Source organism: Paenibacillus fonticola DSM 21315 (assembly GCF_000381905.1).
Lineage (GTDB): Bacteria > Bacillota > Bacilli > Paenibacillales > Paenibacillaceae > Fontibacillus > Fontibacillus fonticola.
The window spans coordinates 354606-372116 of record NZ_KB907246.1 but is presented as its reverse complement, the minus strand read 5'-3'; the positions used below and the strand labels follow the sequence as shown (position 1 = coordinate 372116).

The window sequence follows — 17511 nt, the reverse complement described above, 5'->3', positions numbered from 1 at the left end:
TTGCCTATGGCAGCGGGTACACTTATGAAATCACAAGAGGAAATGTAACCATTAATCAATTGGGTGTGGTAAGGACATACTCAGCGACAGTTGCGAATATTAATGTTTATGATCAAAATGGGAGTTTGAAATATATGTACGTGATTACAGTAAAATAGAAATACTCTGCCAAACAGCCCTGCAACCAATACGTTGACAGGGCTGTTTCGCATTTATCTTCACATAATGAGAATACAGAGTTACGGGGAAATCCGCGGTTAAAAAATTCAGCTCTTGGCCTCCGTGGCCAAGAGCTGAATTTCCTTGATACACACAAGGAATATTAACGTTTGGAGAATTGTGGTGCACGACGAGCTGCTTTAAGACCGTATTTCTTACGCTCTTTCATGCGTGGGTCACGAGTCAAGAACCCAGCTTTCTTCAGTGCAGGACGGAATTCTGGGTCTGCTTTAAGCAATGCACGGGAAATGCCGTGACGAATCGCTCCCGCTTGACCAGAAATACCTCCACCATGAGCAATGACGATTACATCGTAGCTCGAAGTCGTTTCTGTCAAATTCAATGGTTGTTTAACGATCAGTTTGAGTGTTTCCAAACCGAAATAATCATTGATATCACGTTTATTGATGACAATGCGTCCTTCACCCGGTACAAGGCGAACACGAGCTACCGAATGTTTACGACGACCTGTCCCATAGTATTGTACTTGTGCCATGAAACTGTCCTCCCTTTTAATTATCCGCGAAGTTCGTAAACTTCTGGTTTTTGTGCTGCATGTGGATGCTCAGTACCCGCGTATGCTTTCAATCTCAGCTTCATTTTCTCGCCTTGGCGAGTTTTTGGAAGCATGCCGTGAACCGCAGATTCGATCATGCGCTCAGGTTTTGTTCTCAAGAGGTCTTGAGCAACCGTCACTTTAAGACCACCTGTGTGCTGGGAGTGACGATAGTATTTCTTGTTTTCCATTTTATTGCCGCTAAGTCTGATTTTTTCAGAATTGATGACGATAACGAAATCACCGCCGTCAACATGAGGTGTAAATCCTGGTTTGTGTTTACCGCGAATCAATGCTGCAGCTTCGCTTGCCAGACGGCCCAGCGTTTTGCCTTCGGCATCGATGATGTGCCATTTGCGCTCAACTTCGCTTGGCTTAGCCATATAGGTGGTACGCATGTAAAGATCCTCCTTCATTCTCATCCGAAATGGTTCATAGATACCAGACATGTTCATGCTCTTTGGGCGCAGAACGAATCTGGCAAATTTATCTTCGTTCCTATGCTTATTCGCATTTAATTATTATAGATGTATCGGTCTTCTTATTGGGGGCTGTGGGATAGCCATAAGAAAACACAACTTATATTTTACAGGATGCACATTTAATACGCAAGTCTTTTTTAGTGCAAATTGCATAAACTCGAGCATTAATCGAATAAGTCTCCGAGAACGTCCAGGACCGACTTTTTCTTCTTATACTTGTAGTGATCCTTATGATATTTACCGCCGTCATAGGGATTGCCGTAACGCGGATCATAGCCCTGCTGTGGAGCCTTGTCCCCATACCCGGGCTGATTACCCGGCCGGGGCGCTCCTGAATCGAATCCCGGATTGTAGCTTGACCCTGGCCCAGTCTGGCGGTACTGCTGGTCTGCCTGGCGATATGCCTGCCCACCCTCGCGGCTTTCGTACCACTCGTCAAATGCAGGCCGCAGCTCGCGAATTTCTCCTAGCAGCTTCTCCAGCTCGCCGCGATCCAGCCATACGCCCTTGCAGTCTGGACAAACATCGATCATAACGCCATCCTTCTCTACTTCCCTCATGCGAACGTCATTACAAACAGGACATTTCATCTTCGTATATCCCTCCTAGAAACTAGTTGAGTATGATACGTTTCATAGACATGATGGTTCCACTCAAGCTTATGGTCCCTGGTCAGCGCTATTCATATTCCACGCTCCACAGCATAAGCCCCTTGCTCTCCGCAGTTGGCCCGGCAGCCTTGCGATCCTTCGCCTCCAGTATCTGCTTCATCTGTCCTGGAGGTCGCTTTCCCTGGCCTACTTCGAGCAGGGTTCCCACGATGATTCTTACCATATGCTGCAGGAAGCCGTTGCCGCTAATATAGAGATGAATCACGCCCTGGTCTCGGGTGCCTGGTATAGCCAGCGATGTGTCCAGCTCGATTCTCGCCTCGTCGACCGTCCGTACATGGCTAGCCTTCGTAGAATGGCGGGAAGCGAACGACGTATAGTCATGCGTACCTATGAGATAGGTCAGCCCTTGCTGCATCGCTGTCACGTCAAGCTTGCCTGGATGGTGGAGCTGATAGCTTCGCTGGAATACGTCGGGAACCCGATTCGCATTAATCGCGTAACGGTAAGTCTTCCGTTTGGCTGAACGTCTGGCATGAAATTCGAGGTCCACCTCTTCAGCAGACGTTACGCGAATATCTGCAGGCAAACGCATATTTAACGCAAGACACCAACGCTCCACCGGAATTTTCGACGAGGTTATGAAGTGAAACGGCTGCTGCCGGGCATGAACGCCCGCATCGGTGCGGCCTGATCCATGGATTTTGACGGCCTCCCCCGTTAAGTTCCGTATCGCCGCTTCCAGACAGTCCTGGATCGTATTGCCGCCCGGCTGCGTCTGAAAGCCGTAATAATTGCTCCCGTCATAACAGACCGTCATCAGTAAATTACGCACAACCTTGTCACCTTCCCGAACCCTTGCTGCGTTCATATTCCAATAAAATAAAACTCTCCGAGCGGTCTAGCCATATTCAGGCTTGGCGTACAGAGAGTTTGCATTATATATGATCGAGCCCAGCGCGTGCCCCCGGGGTACGCAACTGTCCTCTTACAAGAGCAAAGCCCCGTTCAAGCCGCCCTGGCTCGTTCGGGGCTGAAAGCCGCAGAACCGTAAGTTGGCTCCTTCACGCAGTCGCTCTCTTTATGAATAAGCTATATTTCCATGTGGGAAAATAGAGACAATTCACGAAGAATTAAGCCCGGTCCACCAGCTCAAGGTAAACCATAGGGGCAGAGTCACCACGACGAGGTCCCAGCTTCAGGATACGAGTGTATCCACCTGGACGCTCGGAGTAACGAGTTGCAATTTCCGTGAACAGCTTTTGGATTGCATCCTGCTCTCCGTCGATCGATTCGCGGCGAACGAACGCTGCAACTTGACGGCGGGCATGCAAATCTCCGCGTTTTGCTTTTGTAATCAGCTTCTCAGCGATAGAACGAACCTCTTTCGCTTTCGCTTCTGTCGTTTGGATGCGCTCATACAAGAACAGGTCTGTTACCAGGTCACGAAACAAAGCTTTACGTGCACTAGAGTTGCGGCCTAATTTTTGGTATGCCATGTATTTTCCCTCCTTCGCTAAAACGATTCAAGCAATCTATTCTTCCGTACGAAGTCCGAGTCCAAGCTCATCCAGCTTCTCTTGGACTTCCTCCAAAGATTTACGTCCGAGGTTACGAACCTTCATCATATCTTCTTCGGTTTTCGTCGTCAGCTCTTGCACGGTATTGATACCGGCACGTTTGAGGCAGTTGTAGGAGCGAACGGAAAGATCCAGCTCTTCGATGGTCATCTCAAGCACTTTCTCTTTCTTGTCCTCTTCCTTCTCCACCATGATTTCCGCGTCCTTCGCCTCGTCCGTGAGACCCACGAACAAGTAAAGGTGCTCGGTCAAAATTTTAGCTCCGAGGCTTACCGCTTCTTCCGGTTTAATGCTGCCATCAGTCCATACTTCAAGCGTAAGCTTGTCGTAGTTGGTCACTTGGCCAACCCGCGTATTCTCTACGACGTAGTTGACACGTGCAATCGGGGTATAGATCGAATCAACAGGAATGACACCAATTGGTTGATCATCTCGTTTATTCCGATCTGCCTGAACATAACCGCGGCCCCGGCCTGCGAATATGCGCATGTGAAGTCTGGATCCTGGTTCAAGCGTAGCAATATGCAAGTCCGGATTCAGAATCTCGACATCGCTATCCGCACGGATATCACCTGCTGTAATAACCCCTTCGCCTTCCGCATCGATCTCAAGGATTTTCTCCTCGTCCGAATGGATTTTGAGAGAGAGAGCTTTCAGATTCAGAATGATCTCCGTAACGTCTTCCATTACACCCGGAACGGTCGAAAATTCATGCAGAACGCCATCGATCTGGACCGAGGTTACCGCTGCACCCGGTAGAGAAGAGAGCAAAATCCGGCGCAGCGAGTTACCCAGTGTGGTGCCATATCCACGCTCAAGTGGTTCTACTACAAATTTCCCATAGGTGCTGTCATCGTTAACTTCAACGGTCTCAATTTTCGGCTTTTCGATTTCTATCACGAAATTACCCCTCCTTCAAAACGTCGTTCCTGTAAAAACTGCCCTGTCTCCTGAAGTGTATCATGTAGTATGCCTAAACAACCATTGTTACCAAGTTGCAATGTTGTTATACCACATTCTATGCAACTTCATTAAACACGACGGCGTTTTGGAGGACGGCAACCGTTATGCGGGATTGGAGTCACGTCTTTAATCATGTTGACTTCGAGGCCTGCCGCTTGCAGGGAACGGATAGCGGCTTCACGGCCGGCTCCAGGACCTTTAACCATAACCTCGACAGATTTCATACCGTGTTCCATTGCCGCTTTCGCAGCGGTCTCTGCAGCCATTTGCGCAGCAAATGGAGTAGATTTACGGGAACCCTTGAACCCTTGGCCGCCGGAGCTGGCCCAGGAGATCGCATTACCGTGCGGATCCGTAATCGTTACAATCGTATTGTTAAAGGTGGAGCGAATATGTGCCACACCGGATTCAATATTTTTACGGTCACGACGTTTAGTACGTACGACTTTTTTTGGTTTAGCCATTGTCTGTTATCCTCCCTTCTTATTTCTTCTTGTTCGCTACTGTACGACGAGGACCCTTACGAGTACGGGCATTCGTTTTCGTACGTTGTCCGCGAACAGGCAGGCCACGACGATGACGCACACCACGGTAGCAGCCAATTTCGATCAAACGTTTAATATTTAAGGAAATTTCACGACGCAGGTCACCTTCTACTTTAACCTCTTTGTCGATCGTTTCGCGTAGTTTGCTAACCTCATCTTCCGTCAAATCACGAACACGAGTGTCCGGATTGATGCCTGTCGTATTCAGGATTTTCTGGGAAGTCGTTTTACCGATTCCGAAAATGTAAGTTAAGGCGATCTCAACGCGTTTGTCACGTGGCAAATCCACACCAGCTATACGAGCCATTTTACGCTACACCCCCTTCTTTAACCTTGTTTTTGTTTGTGCTTAGGATTTTCACAGATTACCATTACATTGCCTTTGCGACGAATGACTTTGCATTTTTCGCAAATAGGCTTCACAGAAGGTCTTACCTTCATGTTGATTACCTCCCTAAAGTTTTGCGAAGCAAAACTCTCTTCGTAAGGATTAGCTTAGTTTTACATAAGTAAAACTGACTTTAAAACATGAGCTTAGTTCTGCAAAAGCAAAACTAATTTCGAAAAGACTACGGTAGTTTTACGAGGGTAAAACTAACCTTGCACAACACCCGCCCGGCATAACCGAGCAAGCTTACTTCATAGAGCTAAAATCGTTACATTTACTCAACCTGAATATCATACCACATATTTGTTAGAAATGGTATGGTATCTATTTACGGTAAGTAATACGACCTTTGGTAAGATCGTACGGTGATAGTTGAACGACCACTTTGTCTCCCGTCAGAATACGGATGAAATGCATCCGCAGCTTACCGGAAACATGAGCGAGAATTTGATGACCGTTCTCAAGCTCCACTTTGAAAGTAGCATTCGGCAGCGGTTCTACAACTACACCTTCGACTTCAATGACATCTTCCTTAGCCACAGTCAGTCTCCTTTCTCTTCAGCATTTAAATTGGCGGATTTAACAAATGAAAGCACTGCATGACGCAGCTTCGCATTCGTTACCCGTCCGCTTTCCTGCAAACTGTGAACAACCTCGCTGCTAATGACTGGCGAAAGTTCGAGATGCTGTACATTCTTCCGTTTGGGCTGATCAAACTTTCGTTTGTTCCCATCGGCGATAAGTACGAACTTGGTGTCCACAATCGCTACAACAACAGCAACTGTCCCGGCATCCTTGCCCTTCAAAACTCTCACCATTTGGCCGACCTCGGCTTCTGAGCGGTGATCCACCTTCATCGCCTACACGTCCAGCTTCGTGAGAATTTCCATACCGTCAGCCGTAACTGCTACGGTATGCTCGAAATGAGCGCAGAGCGAGCCGTCAACTGTAACGACTGTCCAATTATCTTCCAGCGTTCTTACATATCGCTTGCCTACGTTGACCATTGGTTCAATAGCTAGAACCATGCCTGGCTTCAGACGCGGGCCACGATCTGGAATACCGTAATTCGGAATTTGTGGTTCCTCATGAAGATTCGCGCCGATGCCGTGACCGACATATTCGCGGACGACTGAGAATCCTGCATCTTCAATGTAACGCTGAATAGCATGCGATATCGTGAATAAGCGAACATCAGGTTTGACAAGCTCAAGCCCAGCAAAGAGAGAGCCTTCCGTAACTTCGAGAAGCTTCTTTGCCTCATCGGAAATCTCGCCAACCGGATAAGTCCATGCCGAGTCTCCATGATAGCCGCGATACTCCGCACCGATATCAAGACTGATAATGTCGCCTTCATTCAGTTTGCGTTTGCCGGGAAATCCATGTACCAATTCTTCGTTAACCGAAGCGCAAATGCTGTAAGGAAAGCCGTTGTAATCTTTGAAAGACGGCACCGCGCCTTGACTGCGAATGTACTTATCTGCAATCTGATCGAGTTCCCCCGTCGTAATCCCGGGCTCAATCGATTGCACCATGAGCCTGTGCGTCTCCGCGACGATCCGCCCTGCTTCTCTCATAAAGCCTAGTTCCGTTTCGGATTTACAAATGATCATTACTTAACCTCGCAGTAAAGATACGATTTCTTTCGTCACCGTATCGATTTCCTGTTCTCCATCAATTTCACGGAGCAGCCCTTTTTCATTATAGAACTGAAGAAGTGGCGCCGTTTTGTTGATGTATTCGTCCAGCCGTGTGCCTACGCTCTCTTCATTATCATCAGAACGTTGGTACAATTCTCCGCCGCACTTATCGCAAACACCTTCCTGTTTAGGAGGATTAAAGATCACATGATAAGTAGAGCCGCAAGATTTGCAAATCCGTCGTCCAGTAAGACGAGCCAGCAACTTGTTACGATCCACTTTCAGGTTGATGACGTTCGTAAGCTTCCGGTTCAATTCGCCAAGCAGCTGCTCCAGCGCTTCCGCTTGCGAAAGGGTTCTTGGAAATCCGTCCAATAAGAAACCTTTTTCGCAATCGGACTGCTGCAGACGCTCGCGGACGATACCGACAGTTACATCATCAGGTACCAGCAGGCCTTGATCGATATACTCTTTGGCTTTCAGCCCCACAGGTGTTCCCTGCTTGATCGCCAGACGAAATGCATCGCCTGTTGACACATGAGGAATGCCAAATTCGTTAACGATCGCCTCTGCTTGTGTTCCTTTTCCCGCTCCAGGAGGTCCCATGAATAAAATATTCATGTCAAGCACTCCCTTCGAGATTGGTTCACTTCGCTAAGAAAACAGAATAATAGGCGCCAGGAGAGTTCGTTAACCAAGCTCAATCCTGGAACCTATCCCCTATTTATTAATGAAGCCTTTGTAATGACGCTTAATCAATTGCCCTTCAATCGTCTTCATCGTATCTAGCGCAACACCGATAACGATCAGAATCGAAGTACCGCCAATTTGCACGGATCGCGGCAATCCAGCCACTGCACCGAGAATAACCGGTATCACTGAGATGAATGCAAGGAACAGTGCTCCCGTCATCGTCAGTCTGGATAGCACCCGGGTCAAGTAAGTAGCCGTTGTTTTCCCCGGACGAATCCCTGGAATATAGCCGCCATTCTTCTTCATGTTATCCGCCATTTGCTGCGGGTTCATCTGTACGAAAGTATAGAAGAACGTAAATCCAATAATCATGATTACATACAGCACAATGCCAAGCGGACGGTCAATGTTCATATTGCTGCTGATCCATTGTGCCCAGCCATGTGTTGACCAGAAGCTGGCGAGGACTACTGGAAACTGCAGCAAGGATGAAGCGAAGATAACCGGAATTACGCCCGCTGCGTTAATTTTGAGCGGAATATGCGTATTTTGGCCGCCATACATTTTATTCCCGACAACACGCTTCGCGTATTGCACCGGAATTTTACGTATCGCCTGCTGGATATAGATAACACCGATCACAATCAGCACCAGCACGATGACAATCGCTATAGCCTTCACGATATTCATGAAGAGCTGATCTGGAACAATGAAATTAGACGTGGCGATGCTCTGAATATGAGTAGGGATCGAAGCAACAATACCCGCAAAAATAATGAGGGAAATACCGTTACCGATACCTTTCTCCGTAATCTGCTCACCCAGCCACATCAAGAACGACGTACCTGCGGTCAATACGATCGCGATTAACATATAATCCCCAAACGTCGCATTAGGGATCATCTCGATACCATACAAACGGTTGAAACCAATCGAGGTGGCAAAAGCTTGAATCAGCGCCAGGACAACTGTTAAGTAACGAGTGACTTGGGCCGACTTCCTCTTACCGTGCTCACCTTGTTTCGCCCATTCTGCCAGCTTAGGAATAACATCCATAGACAGAAGCTGTATGATAATGGAGGCCGTAATATAAGGGAAGATCCCGATCGCAAAAATCGAGAAGTTCATTAACGCGCCGCCCGAAAAGGTGTTCAATAGCCCGAGCAAATCGCTGCCCGCTGTGTTGCTCTGTTCAAATACTTGCTTATTAACGCCCGGAACCGGAACGAATGTACCGATCCGGTAAATAATAAACACGAAGAGCGTGAACAGAATACGGGTACGCAAATCTTTAACGCGCCAAATGTTCTGAATGGTTTTAAACATTAGATCACCTCGGTTTTACCGCCGGCAGCCTCGATTTTCTCTACCGCGGATTGGGAGAACTTATTCGCTTTAACTGTCAGTTTGACAGTCAGTTCACCGTTGCCAAGAATCTTGATGCCGCTTTTGGCGTTTTTCACGATTCCTTGTTCAAACAACAGCTCAGGAGTAACCTCTGTATCCGCCGCAAAGTTGTTTAATTCCTGGGTGTTCACAATCGCATACTCTTTCCGCGTCGGATTCGTAAATCCGCGCTTTGGCAAGCGACGATACAACGGGTTTTGACCGCCTTCGAAGCCCGGACGAACACCACCGCCGGAACGAGCATTTTGACCTTTGTGACCACGAGTTGATGTTTTACCCATACCACTACCTGTTCCGCGGCCTACGCGTTTGCGCTCTTTGCGGGAACCTGGAGCTGGGGAAAGCTCATGTAACTTCATCGTTCGTTGCACCTCCTTATTTATTGTTTGTACTTGCAAATAACGGCAACCCAAAGGCTCACCATTACGATACATAACGAAAATCGCTATTGTTCGTCAGGGAATTATCCTTGGATTTCTTCAACGGATACCAGGTGGCTTACATGATTAATCATGCCGCGGATGGCAGGATTGTCTTGTTGAACCACGGATTGATTCACTTTACGCAGCCCCAATGTATTAACGGTTGTGCGTTGTCTCTCCGATGTGCCAATCAAACTACGTACGAGGGTAATTTGCAGTTTAGCCATGAGATTCCCTCCTTAACCGAGAAGTTCTTCGACGGTTTTACCGCGTAATTTCGCAACATCTTCAGCGCGTTTCAGACGGGACAAGCCCTCCAAAGTCGCGTTAACCATGTTGATGGAATTCGAAGAACCTAATGATTTTGTTAGAATGTCGCCTACGCCAGCAAGTTCGAGTACCGCACGAACTGGTCCGCCTGCGATAACCCCAGTACCTTCGGAAGCCGGTTTAAGAAGCACGCGGCCTGCACCGAAGTGACCGATTACTTGGTGAGGGAGTGTCGTTCCTACGAGCGGAACGAATACAAGGTTTTTCTTGGCATCTTCAATTCCTTTGCGAATCGCATCAGGAACCTCGCCTGCCTTACCGATTCCAGCGCCAACCCAGCCTTTGCCGTCCCCGACAACTACTAGCGCACTGAAGCTAAAACGGCGTCCGCCTTTAACTACTTTAGCTACGCGGTTAATATTTACAACTCTTTCAGTCAGTTCTAAAGTATTCGGATCTACACGCAAGTCGTTAACCTCCTTTTAGTCATTATTCTAGAATTCAAGGCCTGCTTCGCGAGCCGCTTCAGCCAGCGCCTGAACACGTCCATGGTACAAGTATCCGCCACGGTCAAACACGATGTTTTTGAAGCCTTTGTCTTGAGCACGTTTCGCGATCAGTTCGCCAACTTTGCTGGCAGACTCAACATTGCCGCCGCTAGTAATGTTTCCGCTCAATTCTTTATCAAGCGTCGATGCCGACACGAGAGTTACCCCAGCCACATCATCGATCAGCTGTGCATAGATATGTTTGGAAGAACGGAATACGTTCAATCTCGGACGAACAGCCGTTCCTTGGATTTTTCTCCGTACGCGCAAATGTCTTTTCAGACGAGCTTTGTTCTTGTCAGCTTTAGTAATCATGACTTCCATTTCACTCCCTTCGGTTTACGTAAACAACACATATCGTTCAACTCGCCAGAAGGATTGGTCCGCTAAGAAGAAAGTTATTTCTTCTTACCGGCTTTACCTTCTTTACGAATAATGCGCTCACCTTCGTACTTGATCCCTTTGCCTTTGTACGGCTCAGGCTCGCGTACGGAACGGATTTTAGCAGCGTATTCGCCAACACGCTCTTTATTGATTCCGCTAACGACGATCTTCGTGTTGGAAGGCACTTCAAATGTAATGCCTTGCTCTGGAGTGATTTCCACTGGATGAGAGTACCCTACGTTGAGTACGAGCTTCTCTCCGGATTTGCTTGCGCGGTATCCGACCCCAACCAGCTCAAGGTTTCTGGTGAAACCTTCGGTTACTCCGCTTACCATGTTGCTCACTACACTGCGTGTTGTACCGTGCAGGGAACGATGCGTTTTATGATCAGAAGGACGTTCCACTGTGATCTCGTTGTTGTCAACAGTGATTTTCATGTCCTTGTGAAGTTCACGAGTCAAAGAACCTTTCGGTCCTTTTACCGTAATCACGTTATTATCAAGTGTGATATCCACACCACTTGGTACTGTAATTGGTTTGCGACCAATTCGAGACATTTGCTGCACCTCCTTGTTTTGTGACGTTAATTACCAAACGTAGCAGACAACTTCGCCGCCGGCTTTAGACTGACGTGCTTCTTTGTCGGTCATAACACCTTTGGAAGTGGAAATAATCGCGATTCCCAAACCGCCCAGCACACGAGGAACTTCATTGCTCTTCGTGTAAACGCGAAGACCTGGTTTACTGATTCTCTTCAAGCCAGTAATAACGCGCTCATTGTTAGGGCCGTACTTCAGGAAAAGACGGATGATCCCCTGTTTGTTGTCATCGATATATTCTGCATCGCGGATGAAGCCTTCACGCTTCAGAATCTCGGCGATTTGCTTCTTGATCGTTGAGGCAGGCAGTTCCACCGTTTCGTGGCGAACTGTGTTCGCGTTACGAATACGAGTAAGCATATCTGCAATTGGATCTGACATAGTCATACGTGTAAACCTCCTTCCCGTTGTTGATTGTTTACCAGCTTGCTTTTTTCACGCCAGGAATCTGGCCTTTATAAGCTAATTCACGGAAACAAATTCTGCATATTTTAAACTTTTGCAGTACCGAATGTGGACGACCGCAACGCTCACAGCGGGTATATGCCCGTACTTTGAATTTCGGTGCGCGTTGTTGTTTAACTTTCATCGAAGTTTTTGCCACTTAGCCTGACACCTCCTAAATAGTTTCGGAGAATTCATAACGAACTATCTTACTTTACAAAAGGCATTCCCAGTCCAGTGAGCAATTCACGGGACTCTTCATCCGTCTTAGCCGTCGTTACAATAACGATGTCCATACCGCGAACTTTGTCTACTTGATCGTATTCGATCTCAGGGAAAATCAATTGCTCTTTCAAACCAAGCGTGTAGTTGCCGCGTCCGTCAAACGCTTTGTTCGATACGCCGTGGAAGTCACGTACACGCGGAAGCGTTACGTTGAACAATTTGTCGAGGAAATGGTACATACGCTCGCCGCGAAGAGTTACCTTCACGCCGATTGGCATGTTCTCACGAAGCTTAAATCCGGCGATGGATTTCTTAGCGCGCGTGATAACCGGCTTTTGTCCGGCAATCAACTGCAAATCGTTCACTGCGGAATCAAGCACTTTCGAGTTTGCTACGGCTTCGCCAACACCCATATTGATAACTACCTTCTCAACTTTAGGCACTTGCATTACCGTTGTATAGTTGAATTTTTGAATCAAAGCAGGCGTTACTTCATTCAAAAAACGTTCTTTCAATCTTGCTGCCATGAATCATGGACCTCCTTTCTTTGCGTTACTGGATTAGTCGATTACTTCACCCGATTTTTTAGCAACACGAACCTTCTTGCCGTTGTCCAACACTTTGTAACCGATACGGGTTACGCCTCCGCTCTTAGGATCAACATGCATAACGTTCGAAACATGAATCGGAGCTTCCTTCTCAATAATTCCGCCTTGCGGGTTCAGCTGATTAGGTTTTTGGTGCTTCTTAACCATATTCACGCCTTCCACAAGCACGCGGTTTTCGCGAGGATACGCGGCGATGACGCGGCCTTTCTTGCCTTTGTCCTTCCCGCTGATCACGATAACCGTGTCGTCCTTTTTGACGTGCAGTTTATTGTTATGGGATTCCAAAATCTTTTTCAGTCTAGGCATTCTTTACACCTCCTGTTTCGTCGAAACTTCATGGTTCACATACGTACTAGATAACTTCCGGAGCCAAGGAAATGATTTTCATGAAATCTCTATCGCGAAGTTCACGAGCAACAGGTCCGAAAATACGTGTGCCGCGCGGGCTCTTGTCATCTTTAACAACAACCGCTGCATTTTCGTCAAAAGAAATGTAGGAGCCGTCTTTACGACGAACAGAACGCTTCGTACGAACGATAACCGCTCTAACAACGTCTCCTTTTTTGACAACGCCCCCAGGTGTTGCTTGTTTCACGGAACAAACGATCAGATCACCGATTTGCGCCGAACGGCGATTCGTACCGCCAAGCACGCGGATACACATCAGTTCCTTCGCACCGGAGTTGTCGGCTACATTCAATCGAGAGAAAGCTTGAATCATGGGGATTTCCTCCTTTCAATATAAGCTGCCATGCTATTAGATAATAACTGCTTTTTCGACGATCTCTACAAGTCTCCAACGCTTGTCTTTAGACAGCGGACGAGTTTCAGCGATTCTAACGGTATCACCAATTTTTGCAGTATTATTCTCATCATGCGCTTTAAATTTCTTCGTATATTTGATGCGCTTATGGTACAAATCATGCTTCTTGTAAGTCTCAACAGCTACAACGATGGTTTTATCCATTTTGTCGCTCACAACTTTACCAACTTGCACTTTACGGGCATTGCGTTCGCTCATGGTTAGCCTCCTTCCTGGACTTAGGCGCTTCGCTTACTTGGAGCGCAGTATTAGCTAGTAATACCAAGTTCTCTTTCATGTAAAATGGTTTTAGCACGAGCTATATCTTTCCGCACATCACGGATCCGAGTCGGGTTATCAAGCTGGCCGGTGGCCAATTGAAAACGGAGGTTGAAAAGCTCTTCCTTAAAACCAGCGATTTTTTGTTCGATTTCAGCAGTGGTTAAGTTGCGAAGTTCATTAGCTTTCATTTGCTTCACCACCCAATTCTTCACGTTTCACAAACTTCGTTTTGATTGGCAGTTTGTGAGCGGCAAGCCGCATAGCTTCACGAGCGATTTCCTCGGATACACCAGCAAGCTCAAACATGATTTTGCCTGGTTTCACAACTGCAACCCATTTCTCGACGTTACCTTTACCGCTACCCATCCGCACTTCGAGAGGCTTTTGAGTAATTGGCTTGTCAGGGAAAATTTTGATCCATACTTTACCGCCCCGTTTGATGTAACGAGTCATCGCGATACGCGCAGCCTCGATTTGACGGTTCGTAATCCATGTAGGCTCAAGAGCTTGCAGACCGTATTCGCCGAAGTTCAGCTCAGTTCCGCCTTTAGCTTGGCCTCTCAAACTACCGCGCTGCTGCTTGCGGTGTTTTACACGTTTAGGTACCAACATGATTAATTGCCTCCTTCCTGGGCAGCTTGTTGTTTCTTAGCCGTAGGAAGAACCTCTCCACGATAAATCCATACTTTTACGCCAAGGCGTCCATAGGTCGTATGAGCTTCAGCCGTACCGTAGTCGATATCAGCGCGAAGCGTATGAAGTGGAACAGTTCCTTCACTGTAGCCTTCCGAACGAGCAATCTCAGCACCGCCAAGACGACCGCTGACTGCTGTTTTGATCCCTTTCGCGCCTGCGCGCATCGTTCTTTGAATCGCCTGCTTAAGCGCACGACGGAAAGACACACGACGCTCCAGTTGTTGCGCGATGCTCTCAGCGACAAGAATCGCGTCAAGATCAGGAGTTTTGATTTCAGAGATATTGATGTGAACTTTTTTTCCGCCTGCGATTTTCGTAATTTGATTACGCAGGTTTTCAACTTCCGAACCGCCTTTACCGATAACCATGCCCGGTTTTGCAGTATGGATCGTTACATTCACACGATTAGCCGCTCTCTCGATTTCGATCCGAGATACCGCGGAGTCTTTCAGTTTATTTTTCAGGTGCTCACGAATTTTAACGTCTTCAAGCAAAAGATCACCGAAATCTTTGCCTGCGTACCATTTGGATTCCCAGTCACGGATAATCCCTACTCGTAGTCCGACCGGATTTACTTTTTGGCCCACGCGTTTTCCCTCCTTATTTTTCGGATACCACCAAAGTAATGTGGCTGGTGCGTTTGTTGATCCGACTTGCACGTCCCATTGCCCGCGGGCGGAAACGTTTCATTGTAGGACCTTGGTTTACGTACGCTTCCGTAACAACCAATTTATTTACATCCAGAGAATAGTTATGCTCAGCATTGGCAATCGCCGAATTCAAAAGCTTCTCCACGATCGGGGAAGCGGCCTTTGGCGTGTGGCGCAGAATCGCGATAGCATCGCCAACTTGCTTGCCACGGATCAAATCGATAACCAATTTAGCTTTCCGTGGAGCAATACGGATGGACCTTGCATGTGCTTTAGCTTCCATTGTGTGTTACCTCCTCTCAAACGAAGAACTTATCCCTTAACGTCTCGTTTTCTTATCATCGTCCGTATGACCTTTATAGGTACGGGTTGGAGCAAATTCGCCCAGTTTGTGTCCGACCATATCCTCAGTAACATATACCGGAACATGCTTGCGGCCATCATACACACCGAACGTATGCCCAATGAATTGCGGGAAAATCGTAGAGCGACGGGACCAAGTTTTGATGACCACTTTCTTGTTCGATGCGCTCGCTTCTTCCACTTTCTTCAGCAGGTAACCATCAATAAATGGCCCCTTTTTCAGACTGCGACTCATGTATATTTTTCCTCCCTTCGCCACTTTAAAAAATGACTTCGCCTTATTTCGGGCTTCAAGCCGGCCTATGCCAGCTGTTGAACTCTTCCATTGCCGCAACCAGGAAGTGATCCGCTAGCAGCGGATTACTTCGTACGGCCGCGAACGATATATTTATCAGAAGCTTTGCCTTTTTTACGCGTTTTGTAACCAAGCGTCGGTTTGCCCCATGGAGATAGCGGAGACTTACGTCCGATTGGCGCGCGACCTTCACCACCACCGTGCGGGTGATCGTTCGGGTTCATGACGACACCGCGTACGGAAGGACGCTTGCCGAGCCAACGACCGCGACCGGCTTTACCGATCTTGATCAATTCATGGTCTTGGTTACCTACAGATCCGATTGTTGCGCGGCAAACTTTGAGAATTTTACGAACTTCGCCTGAAGACAAGCGAACGGATACGTATTTCTCTTCTTTACCGAGCAATTGCCCTTCTGTACCAGCTGCACGAACGAGCTGTCCGCCTTTGCCTGGTTGAAGTTCAATATTGTGGATAACTGTACCTACTGGAATGTTCTCCAAAGGAAGAGCATTACCGATTTTGATGTCGGAATTCGGGCCCGACTCGATCATGTCGCCTACTTTCAGTCCTTTCGGAGCCAAAATGTAGCGCTTCTCGCCGTCCACATAGTGGATCAGAGCGATGTTGGAAGTCCGGTTCGGGTCATACTCGATCGTAGCAACGCGACCTGGAATTCCATCTTTGTTGCGTTTGAAGTCGATGATCCGGTAGCTACGCTTATGTCCTCCACCATGGTGGCGAACCGTAATTTTACCGTGGTTGTTGCGTCCAGCCGTTTTGCTCAATGGAGCAAGCAACGATTTCTCCGGACGGTCCGTAGTAATTTCTTCAAAAGTGGATACAGACATATTCCGTCTTGCCGGAGATGTCGGTTTATACTTTTTAATTGGCACTGTTTTTCCCTCCTTGCTCTAACGTTCTATTATACCGATTCAAAGAATTCAAGTGGCTTGCTGTCAGCCGTGAGCGTAACGAATGCTTTTTTCCATTCAGGAGTATACCCGAAGTGGCGTCCGTAACGTTTAGGCTTGGCAGGAACACGCAGTGTGTTCACATTGCTCACTTTTACATTGAAGATCGCTTCTACAGCTTGTTTGATTTCGGTTTTGTTCGCACGAATGTCTACTTCGAAAACATATTTGTTCTCACCCATGTAGTCAGCTGTACGTTCCGTAATCACCGGACGTTTAATTATATCACGAGGATCTTTCATTACGCGAGCACCTCCTCTACCTTCTGAACTGCTTCTTTCGTAATGATCAGTTTGTCGTGCGTCAGCACGTCAAGAACATTAATGCCGTCAGCTGCAACGAATTTAACACCTGGGATGTTGCGTGCGGACAACGCTACATTGTCATCATAGCTAGGCGCTACGATCAATGCTTTGCGGTCTACTTTCAGGTTGTTCAGAATCGCTGCGAACTCTTTCGTCTTAGGAGCGTTCAGGCTGAGCGCATCCAATACGATAATGTCTTGATCGATCACTTTCGAAGAAAGAGCCGATTTGATCGCCAAACGACGAACTTTCTTAGGCAATTTGAACGCATAGCTGCGTGGAGTCGGACCGAACACGATTCCGCCGCCAACCCATTGCGGGGAGCGGATCGAACCTTGACGAGCACGACCTGTGCCTTTTTGTTTCCATGGTTTACGGCCGCCGCCGCGAACTTCGGAGCGTCCTTTTACTTTATGAGTACCCAAACGCAGGGAAGCACGCTGCATAACAACTGCGTCGTGAAGAACGTGAACGTTCGGTTCAATACCGAATACCGCGTCATTCAGTTCAACTTCGCCTACTTGGCTACCGCTGACATTATATAGTGCTACTTTAGGCAT

At 47.6% G+C, this 17511-nt stretch carries 33 protein-coding genes; all 33 read right to left on the bottom strand.

Going from position 1 to position 17511, the window contains the following annotated elements; all coding sequences use genetic code 11:
* Positions 1 to 322 precede the first annotated feature (322 nt).
* Entirely contained in the window at positions 323 to 715 is a 393-nt protein-coding gene (gene rpsI, locus G358_RS0103365) for a 30S ribosomal protein S9 (protein WP_019635799.1), read from the bottom strand.
* 20 nt (positions 716 to 735) lie between these two features.
* Positions 736 to 1173 (bottom strand): 50S ribosomal protein L13, encoded by a 438-nt coding sequence (gene rplM / locus G358_RS0103360; RefSeq protein WP_019635798.1) that lies wholly within the window; start codon positions 1171 to 1173, stop codon positions 736 to 738.
* Positions 1174 to 1421: 248 nt separating this feature from the next.
* Positions 1422 to 1847 carry a TFIIB-type zinc ribbon-containing protein gene (locus tag G358_RS0103355; RefSeq protein ID WP_019635797.1) on the bottom strand — a complete coding sequence of 142 codons (426 nt, stop codon included), beginning with the start codon at positions 1845 to 1847 and terminating at the stop codon, positions 1422 to 1424.
* An 88-nt stretch (positions 1848 to 1935) separates the two neighbouring features.
* Entirely contained in the window at positions 1936 to 2703 is a 768-nt protein-coding gene (truA, locus tag G358_RS0103350; RefSeq protein WP_019635796.1) for a tRNA pseudouridine(38-40) synthase TruA, read from the bottom strand.
* A gap of 298 nt (positions 2704 to 3001) precedes the next feature.
* Positions 3002 to 3367, bottom strand: a complete 366-nt coding sequence (gene rplQ / locus G358_RS0103345) for a 50S ribosomal protein L17 (RefSeq protein ID WP_019635795.1) — start codon at positions 3365 to 3367, stop codon at positions 3002 to 3004.
* Between the two features lie 36 nt (positions 3368 to 3403).
* The gene (locus G358_RS0103340; RefSeq protein ID WP_019635794.1) at positions 3404 to 4348 is read right to left on the bottom strand and encodes a DNA-directed RNA polymerase subunit alpha; all 945 of its coding nucleotides are present in this window, start codon (positions 4346 to 4348) and stop codon (positions 3404 to 3406) included.
* A 131-nt stretch (positions 4349 to 4479) separates the two neighbouring features.
* The gene (gene rpsK, locus G358_RS0103335; RefSeq protein ID WP_019635793.1) at positions 4480 to 4875 is read right to left on the bottom strand and encodes a 30S ribosomal protein S11; all 396 of its coding nucleotides are present in this window, start codon (positions 4873 to 4875) and stop codon (positions 4480 to 4482) included.
* Positions 4876 to 4894: 19 nt separating this feature from the next.
* Positions 4895 to 5263 (bottom strand): 30S ribosomal protein S13, encoded by a 369-nt coding sequence (gene rpsM / locus G358_RS0103330; protein WP_019635792.1) that lies wholly within the window; start codon positions 5261 to 5263, stop codon positions 4895 to 4897.
* A gap of 20 nt (positions 5264 to 5283) precedes the next feature.
* Positions 5284 to 5397 (bottom strand): 50S ribosomal protein L36, encoded by a 114-nt coding sequence (rpmJ, locus tag G358_RS0103325; protein WP_003333770.1) that lies wholly within the window; start codon positions 5395 to 5397, stop codon positions 5284 to 5286.
* A 271-nt stretch (positions 5398 to 5668) separates the two neighbouring features.
* Positions 5669 to 5884, bottom strand: a complete 216-nt coding sequence (gene infA / locus G358_RS0103320; protein WP_019635791.1) for a translation initiation factor IF-1 — start codon at positions 5882 to 5884, stop codon at positions 5669 to 5671.
* A 2-nt stretch (positions 5885 to 5886) separates the two neighbouring features.
* The gene (locus G358_RS0103315) at positions 5887 to 6201 is read right to left on the bottom strand and encodes a KOW domain-containing RNA-binding protein (RefSeq protein ID WP_019635790.1); all 315 of its coding nucleotides are present in this window, start codon (positions 6199 to 6201) and stop codon (positions 5887 to 5889) included.
* A 3-nt stretch (positions 6202 to 6204) separates the two neighbouring features.
* Positions 6205 to 6957 carry a type I methionyl aminopeptidase gene (gene map / locus G358_RS0103310; RefSeq protein WP_019635789.1) on the bottom strand — a complete coding sequence of 251 codons (753 nt, stop codon included), beginning with the start codon at positions 6955 to 6957 and terminating at the stop codon, positions 6205 to 6207.
* A gap of 3 nt (positions 6958 to 6960) precedes the next feature.
* The gene (locus tag G358_RS0103305; protein ID WP_019635788.1) at positions 6961 to 7605 is read right to left on the bottom strand and encodes an adenylate kinase; all 645 of its coding nucleotides are present in this window, start codon (positions 7603 to 7605) and stop codon (positions 6961 to 6963) included.
* Positions 7606 to 7704: 99 nt separating this feature from the next.
* Positions 7705 to 9003 (bottom strand): preprotein translocase subunit SecY, encoded by a 1299-nt coding sequence (gene secY, locus G358_RS0103300; RefSeq protein WP_019635787.1) that lies wholly within the window; start codon positions 9001 to 9003, stop codon positions 7705 to 7707.
* Positions 9003 to 9443 carry a 50S ribosomal protein L15 gene (rplO, locus tag G358_RS0103295; RefSeq protein WP_019635786.1) on the bottom strand — a complete coding sequence of 147 codons (441 nt, stop codon included), beginning with the start codon at positions 9441 to 9443 and terminating at the stop codon, positions 9003 to 9005. The genes secY and rplO overlap by 1 nt, the downstream gene beginning before the upstream one ends.
* A gap of 104 nt (positions 9444 to 9547) precedes the next feature.
* The gene (gene rpmD / locus G358_RS0103290; protein WP_019635785.1) at positions 9548 to 9733 is read right to left on the bottom strand and encodes a 50S ribosomal protein L30; all 186 of its coding nucleotides are present in this window, start codon (positions 9731 to 9733) and stop codon (positions 9548 to 9550) included.
* 12 nt (positions 9734 to 9745) lie between these two features.
* Positions 9746 to 10243: a 30S ribosomal protein S5 gene (gene rpsE / locus G358_RS0103285; protein WP_019635784.1), complete on the bottom strand. Its 498-nt coding sequence runs from the start codon at positions 10241 to 10243 to the stop codon at positions 9746 to 9748.
* A gap of 27 nt (positions 10244 to 10270) precedes the next feature.
* Positions 10271 to 10639, bottom strand: a complete 369-nt coding sequence (gene rplR / locus G358_RS0103280) for a 50S ribosomal protein L18 (RefSeq protein ID WP_026342029.1) — start codon at positions 10637 to 10639, stop codon at positions 10271 to 10273.
* Between the two features lie 83 nt (positions 10640 to 10722).
* Entirely contained in the window at positions 10723 to 11265 is a 543-nt protein-coding gene (gene rplF, locus G358_RS0103275; RefSeq protein WP_019635782.1) for a 50S ribosomal protein L6, read from the bottom strand.
* A gap of 30 nt (positions 11266 to 11295) precedes the next feature.
* Positions 11296 to 11694 (bottom strand): 30S ribosomal protein S8, encoded by a 399-nt coding sequence (gene rpsH / locus G358_RS0103270; RefSeq protein WP_019635781.1) that lies wholly within the window; start codon positions 11692 to 11694, stop codon positions 11296 to 11298.
* Between the two features lie 31 nt (positions 11695 to 11725).
* Entirely contained in the window at positions 11726 to 11911 is a 186-nt protein-coding gene (locus G358_RS32095; protein ID WP_010348808.1) for a type Z 30S ribosomal protein S14, read from the bottom strand.
* A gap of 49 nt (positions 11912 to 11960) precedes the next feature.
* Entirely contained in the window at positions 11961 to 12503 is a 543-nt protein-coding gene (gene rplE / locus G358_RS0103265) for a 50S ribosomal protein L5 (RefSeq protein ID WP_019635780.1), read from the bottom strand.
* 33 nt (positions 12504 to 12536) lie between these two features.
* Positions 12537 to 12890, bottom strand: a complete 354-nt coding sequence (gene rplX / locus G358_RS0103260) for a 50S ribosomal protein L24 (RefSeq protein ID WP_019635779.1) — start codon at positions 12888 to 12890, stop codon at positions 12537 to 12539.
* 46 nt (positions 12891 to 12936) lie between these two features.
* Entirely contained in the window at positions 12937 to 13305 is a 369-nt protein-coding gene (gene rplN / locus G358_RS0103255; protein WP_019635778.1) for a 50S ribosomal protein L14, read from the bottom strand.
* 36 nt (positions 13306 to 13341) lie between these two features.
* Complete coding sequence (rpsQ, locus tag G358_RS0103250) at positions 13342 to 13605, bottom strand: 30S ribosomal protein S17 (RefSeq protein WP_019635777.1); 264 nt, start codon at positions 13603 to 13605, stop codon at positions 13342 to 13344.
* Positions 13606 to 13655: 50 nt separating this feature from the next.
* Entirely contained in the window at positions 13656 to 13856 is a 201-nt protein-coding gene (rpmC, locus tag G358_RS0103245; RefSeq protein ID WP_019635776.1) for a 50S ribosomal protein L29, read from the bottom strand.
* Positions 13846 to 14280 carry a 50S ribosomal protein L16 gene (rplP, locus tag G358_RS0103240; RefSeq protein WP_019635775.1) on the bottom strand — a complete coding sequence of 145 codons (435 nt, stop codon included), beginning with the start codon at positions 14278 to 14280 and terminating at the stop codon, positions 13846 to 13848. Before rplP ends, rpmC begins: the two co-directional genes overlap by 11 nt.
* A 2-nt stretch (positions 14281 to 14282) precedes the next feature.
* Positions 14283 to 14951: a 30S ribosomal protein S3 gene (rpsC, locus tag G358_RS0103235; protein ID WP_019635774.1), complete on the bottom strand. Its 669-nt coding sequence runs from the start codon at positions 14949 to 14951 to the stop codon at positions 14283 to 14285.
* A 13-nt stretch (positions 14952 to 14964) separates the two neighbouring features.
* Positions 14965 to 15297, bottom strand: a complete 333-nt coding sequence (gene rplV / locus G358_RS0103230) for a 50S ribosomal protein L22 (protein WP_019635773.1) — start codon at positions 15295 to 15297, stop codon at positions 14965 to 14967.
* A 36-nt stretch (positions 15298 to 15333) separates the two neighbouring features.
* Positions 15334 to 15612: a 30S ribosomal protein S19 gene (gene rpsS, locus G358_RS0103225; RefSeq protein ID WP_019635772.1), complete on the bottom strand. Its 279-nt coding sequence runs from the start codon at positions 15610 to 15612 to the stop codon at positions 15334 to 15336.
* 125 nt (positions 15613 to 15737) lie between these two features.
* A complete protein-coding gene (gene rplB / locus G358_RS0103220) occupies positions 15738 to 16568 on the bottom strand; it encodes a 50S ribosomal protein L2 (RefSeq protein WP_019635771.1) in 831 nt (276 codons plus the stop codon).
* Positions 16569 to 16597: 29 nt separating this feature from the next.
* Positions 16598 to 16888, bottom strand: a complete 291-nt coding sequence (gene rplW, locus G358_RS0103215) for a 50S ribosomal protein L23 (protein ID WP_019635770.1) — start codon at positions 16886 to 16888, stop codon at positions 16598 to 16600.
* Complete coding sequence (rplD, locus tag G358_RS0103210) at positions 16888 to 17511, bottom strand: 50S ribosomal protein L4 (RefSeq protein ID WP_019635769.1); 624 nt, start codon at positions 17509 to 17511, stop codon at positions 16888 to 16890. The genes rplW and rplD overlap by 1 nt, the downstream gene beginning before the upstream one ends.

What these genes read in the sequence shown, in the direction of transcription:
- rplR (WP_026342029.1), bottom strand. Translation starts at nt 10,639, where the DNA reads ATGATTACTAAAGCTGACAAGAACAAAGCTCGTCTGAAAAGACATTTG.
- rpsS (WP_019635772.1), bottom strand. Translation starts at nt 15,612, where the DNA reads ATGAGTCGCAGTCTGAAAAAGGGGCCATTTATTGATGGTTACCTGCTG.
- rplN (WP_019635778.1), bottom strand. Translation starts at nt 13,305, where the DNA reads ATGATTCAAGCTTTCTCTCGATTGAATGTAGCCGACAACTCCGGTGCG.
- rplD (WP_019635769.1), bottom strand. Translation starts at nt 17,511, where the DNA reads ATGCCTAAAGTAGCACTATATAATGTCAGCGGTAGCCAAGTAGGCGAA.
- rplO (WP_019635786.1), bottom strand. Translation starts at nt 9,443, where the DNA reads ATGAAGTTACATGAGCTTTCCCCAGCTCCAGGTTCCCGCAAAGAGCGC.
- rpmD (WP_019635785.1), bottom strand. Translation starts at nt 9,733, where the DNA reads ATGGCTAAACTGCAAATTACCCTCGTACGTAGTTTGATTGGCACATCG.
- rplX (WP_019635779.1), bottom strand. Translation starts at nt 12,890, where the DNA reads ATGCCTAGACTGAAAAAGATTTTGGAATCCCATAACAATAAACTGCAC.
- rpsK (WP_019635793.1), bottom strand. Translation starts at nt 4,875, where the DNA reads ATGGCTAAACCAAAAAAAGTCGTACGTACTAAACGTCGTGACCGTAAA.
- rplP (WP_019635775.1), bottom strand. Translation starts at nt 14,280, where the DNA reads ATGTTGGTACCTAAACGTGTAAAACACCGCAAGCAGCAGCGCGGTAGT.
- rplF (WP_019635782.1), bottom strand. Translation starts at nt 11,265, where the DNA reads ATGTCTCGAATTGGTCGCAAACCAATTACAGTACCAAGTGGTGTGGAT.
- G358_RS0103315 (WP_019635790.1), bottom strand. Translation starts at nt 6,201, where the DNA reads ATGAAGGTGGATCACCGCTCAGAAGCCGAGGTCGGCCAAATGGTGAGA.
- secY (WP_019635787.1), bottom strand. Translation starts at nt 9,003, where the DNA reads ATGTTTAAAACCATTCAGAACATTTGGCGCGTTAAAGATTTGCGTACC.
- rplV (WP_019635773.1), bottom strand. Translation starts at nt 15,297, where the DNA reads ATGGAAGCTAAAGCACATGCAAGGTCCATCCGTATTGCTCCACGGAAA.
- rplM (WP_019635798.1), bottom strand. Translation starts at nt 1,173, where the DNA reads ATGCGTACCACCTATATGGCTAAGCCAAGCGAAGTTGAGCGCAAATGG.
- rpsI (WP_019635799.1), bottom strand. Translation starts at nt 715, where the DNA reads ATGGCACAAGTACAATACTATGGGACAGGTCGTCGTAAACATTCGGTA.
- G358_RS0103355 (WP_019635797.1), bottom strand. Translation starts at nt 1,847, where the DNA reads ATGAAATGTCCTGTTTGTAATGACGTTCGCATGAGGGAAGTAGAGAAG.
- map (WP_019635789.1), bottom strand. Translation starts at nt 6,957, where the DNA reads ATGATCATTTGTAAATCCGAAACGGAACTAGGCTTTATGAGAGAAGCA.
- rpmJ (WP_003333770.1), bottom strand. Translation starts at nt 5,397, where the DNA reads ATGAAGGTAAGACCTTCTGTGAAGCCTATTTGCGAAAAATGCAAAGTC.
- rpsM (WP_019635792.1), bottom strand. Translation starts at nt 5,263, where the DNA reads ATGGCTCGTATAGCTGGTGTGGATTTGCCACGTGACAAACGCGTTGAG.
- rplE (WP_019635780.1), bottom strand. Translation starts at nt 12,503, where the DNA reads ATGGCAGCAAGATTGAAAGAACGTTTTTTGAATGAAGTAACGCCTGCT.
- G358_RS0103305 (WP_019635788.1), bottom strand. Translation starts at nt 7,605, where the DNA reads ATGAATATTTTATTCATGGGACCTCCTGGAGCGGGAAAAGGAACACAA.
- rpmC (WP_019635776.1), bottom strand. Translation starts at nt 13,856, where the DNA reads ATGAAAGCTAATGAACTTCGCAACTTAACCACTGCTGAAATCGAACAA.
- rplQ (WP_019635795.1), bottom strand. Translation starts at nt 3,367, where the DNA reads ATGGCATACCAAAAATTAGGCCGCAACTCTAGTGCACGTAAAGCTTTG.
- rplW (WP_019635770.1), bottom strand. Translation starts at nt 16,888, where the DNA reads ATGAAAGATCCTCGTGATATAATTAAACGTCCGGTGATTACGGAACGT.
- rpsH (WP_019635781.1), bottom strand. Translation starts at nt 11,694, where the DNA reads ATGACTATGTCAGATCCAATTGCAGATATGCTTACTCGTATTCGTAAC.
- rpsQ (WP_019635777.1), bottom strand. Translation starts at nt 13,605, where the DNA reads ATGAGCGAACGCAATGCCCGTAAAGTGCAAGTTGGTAAAGTTGTGAGC.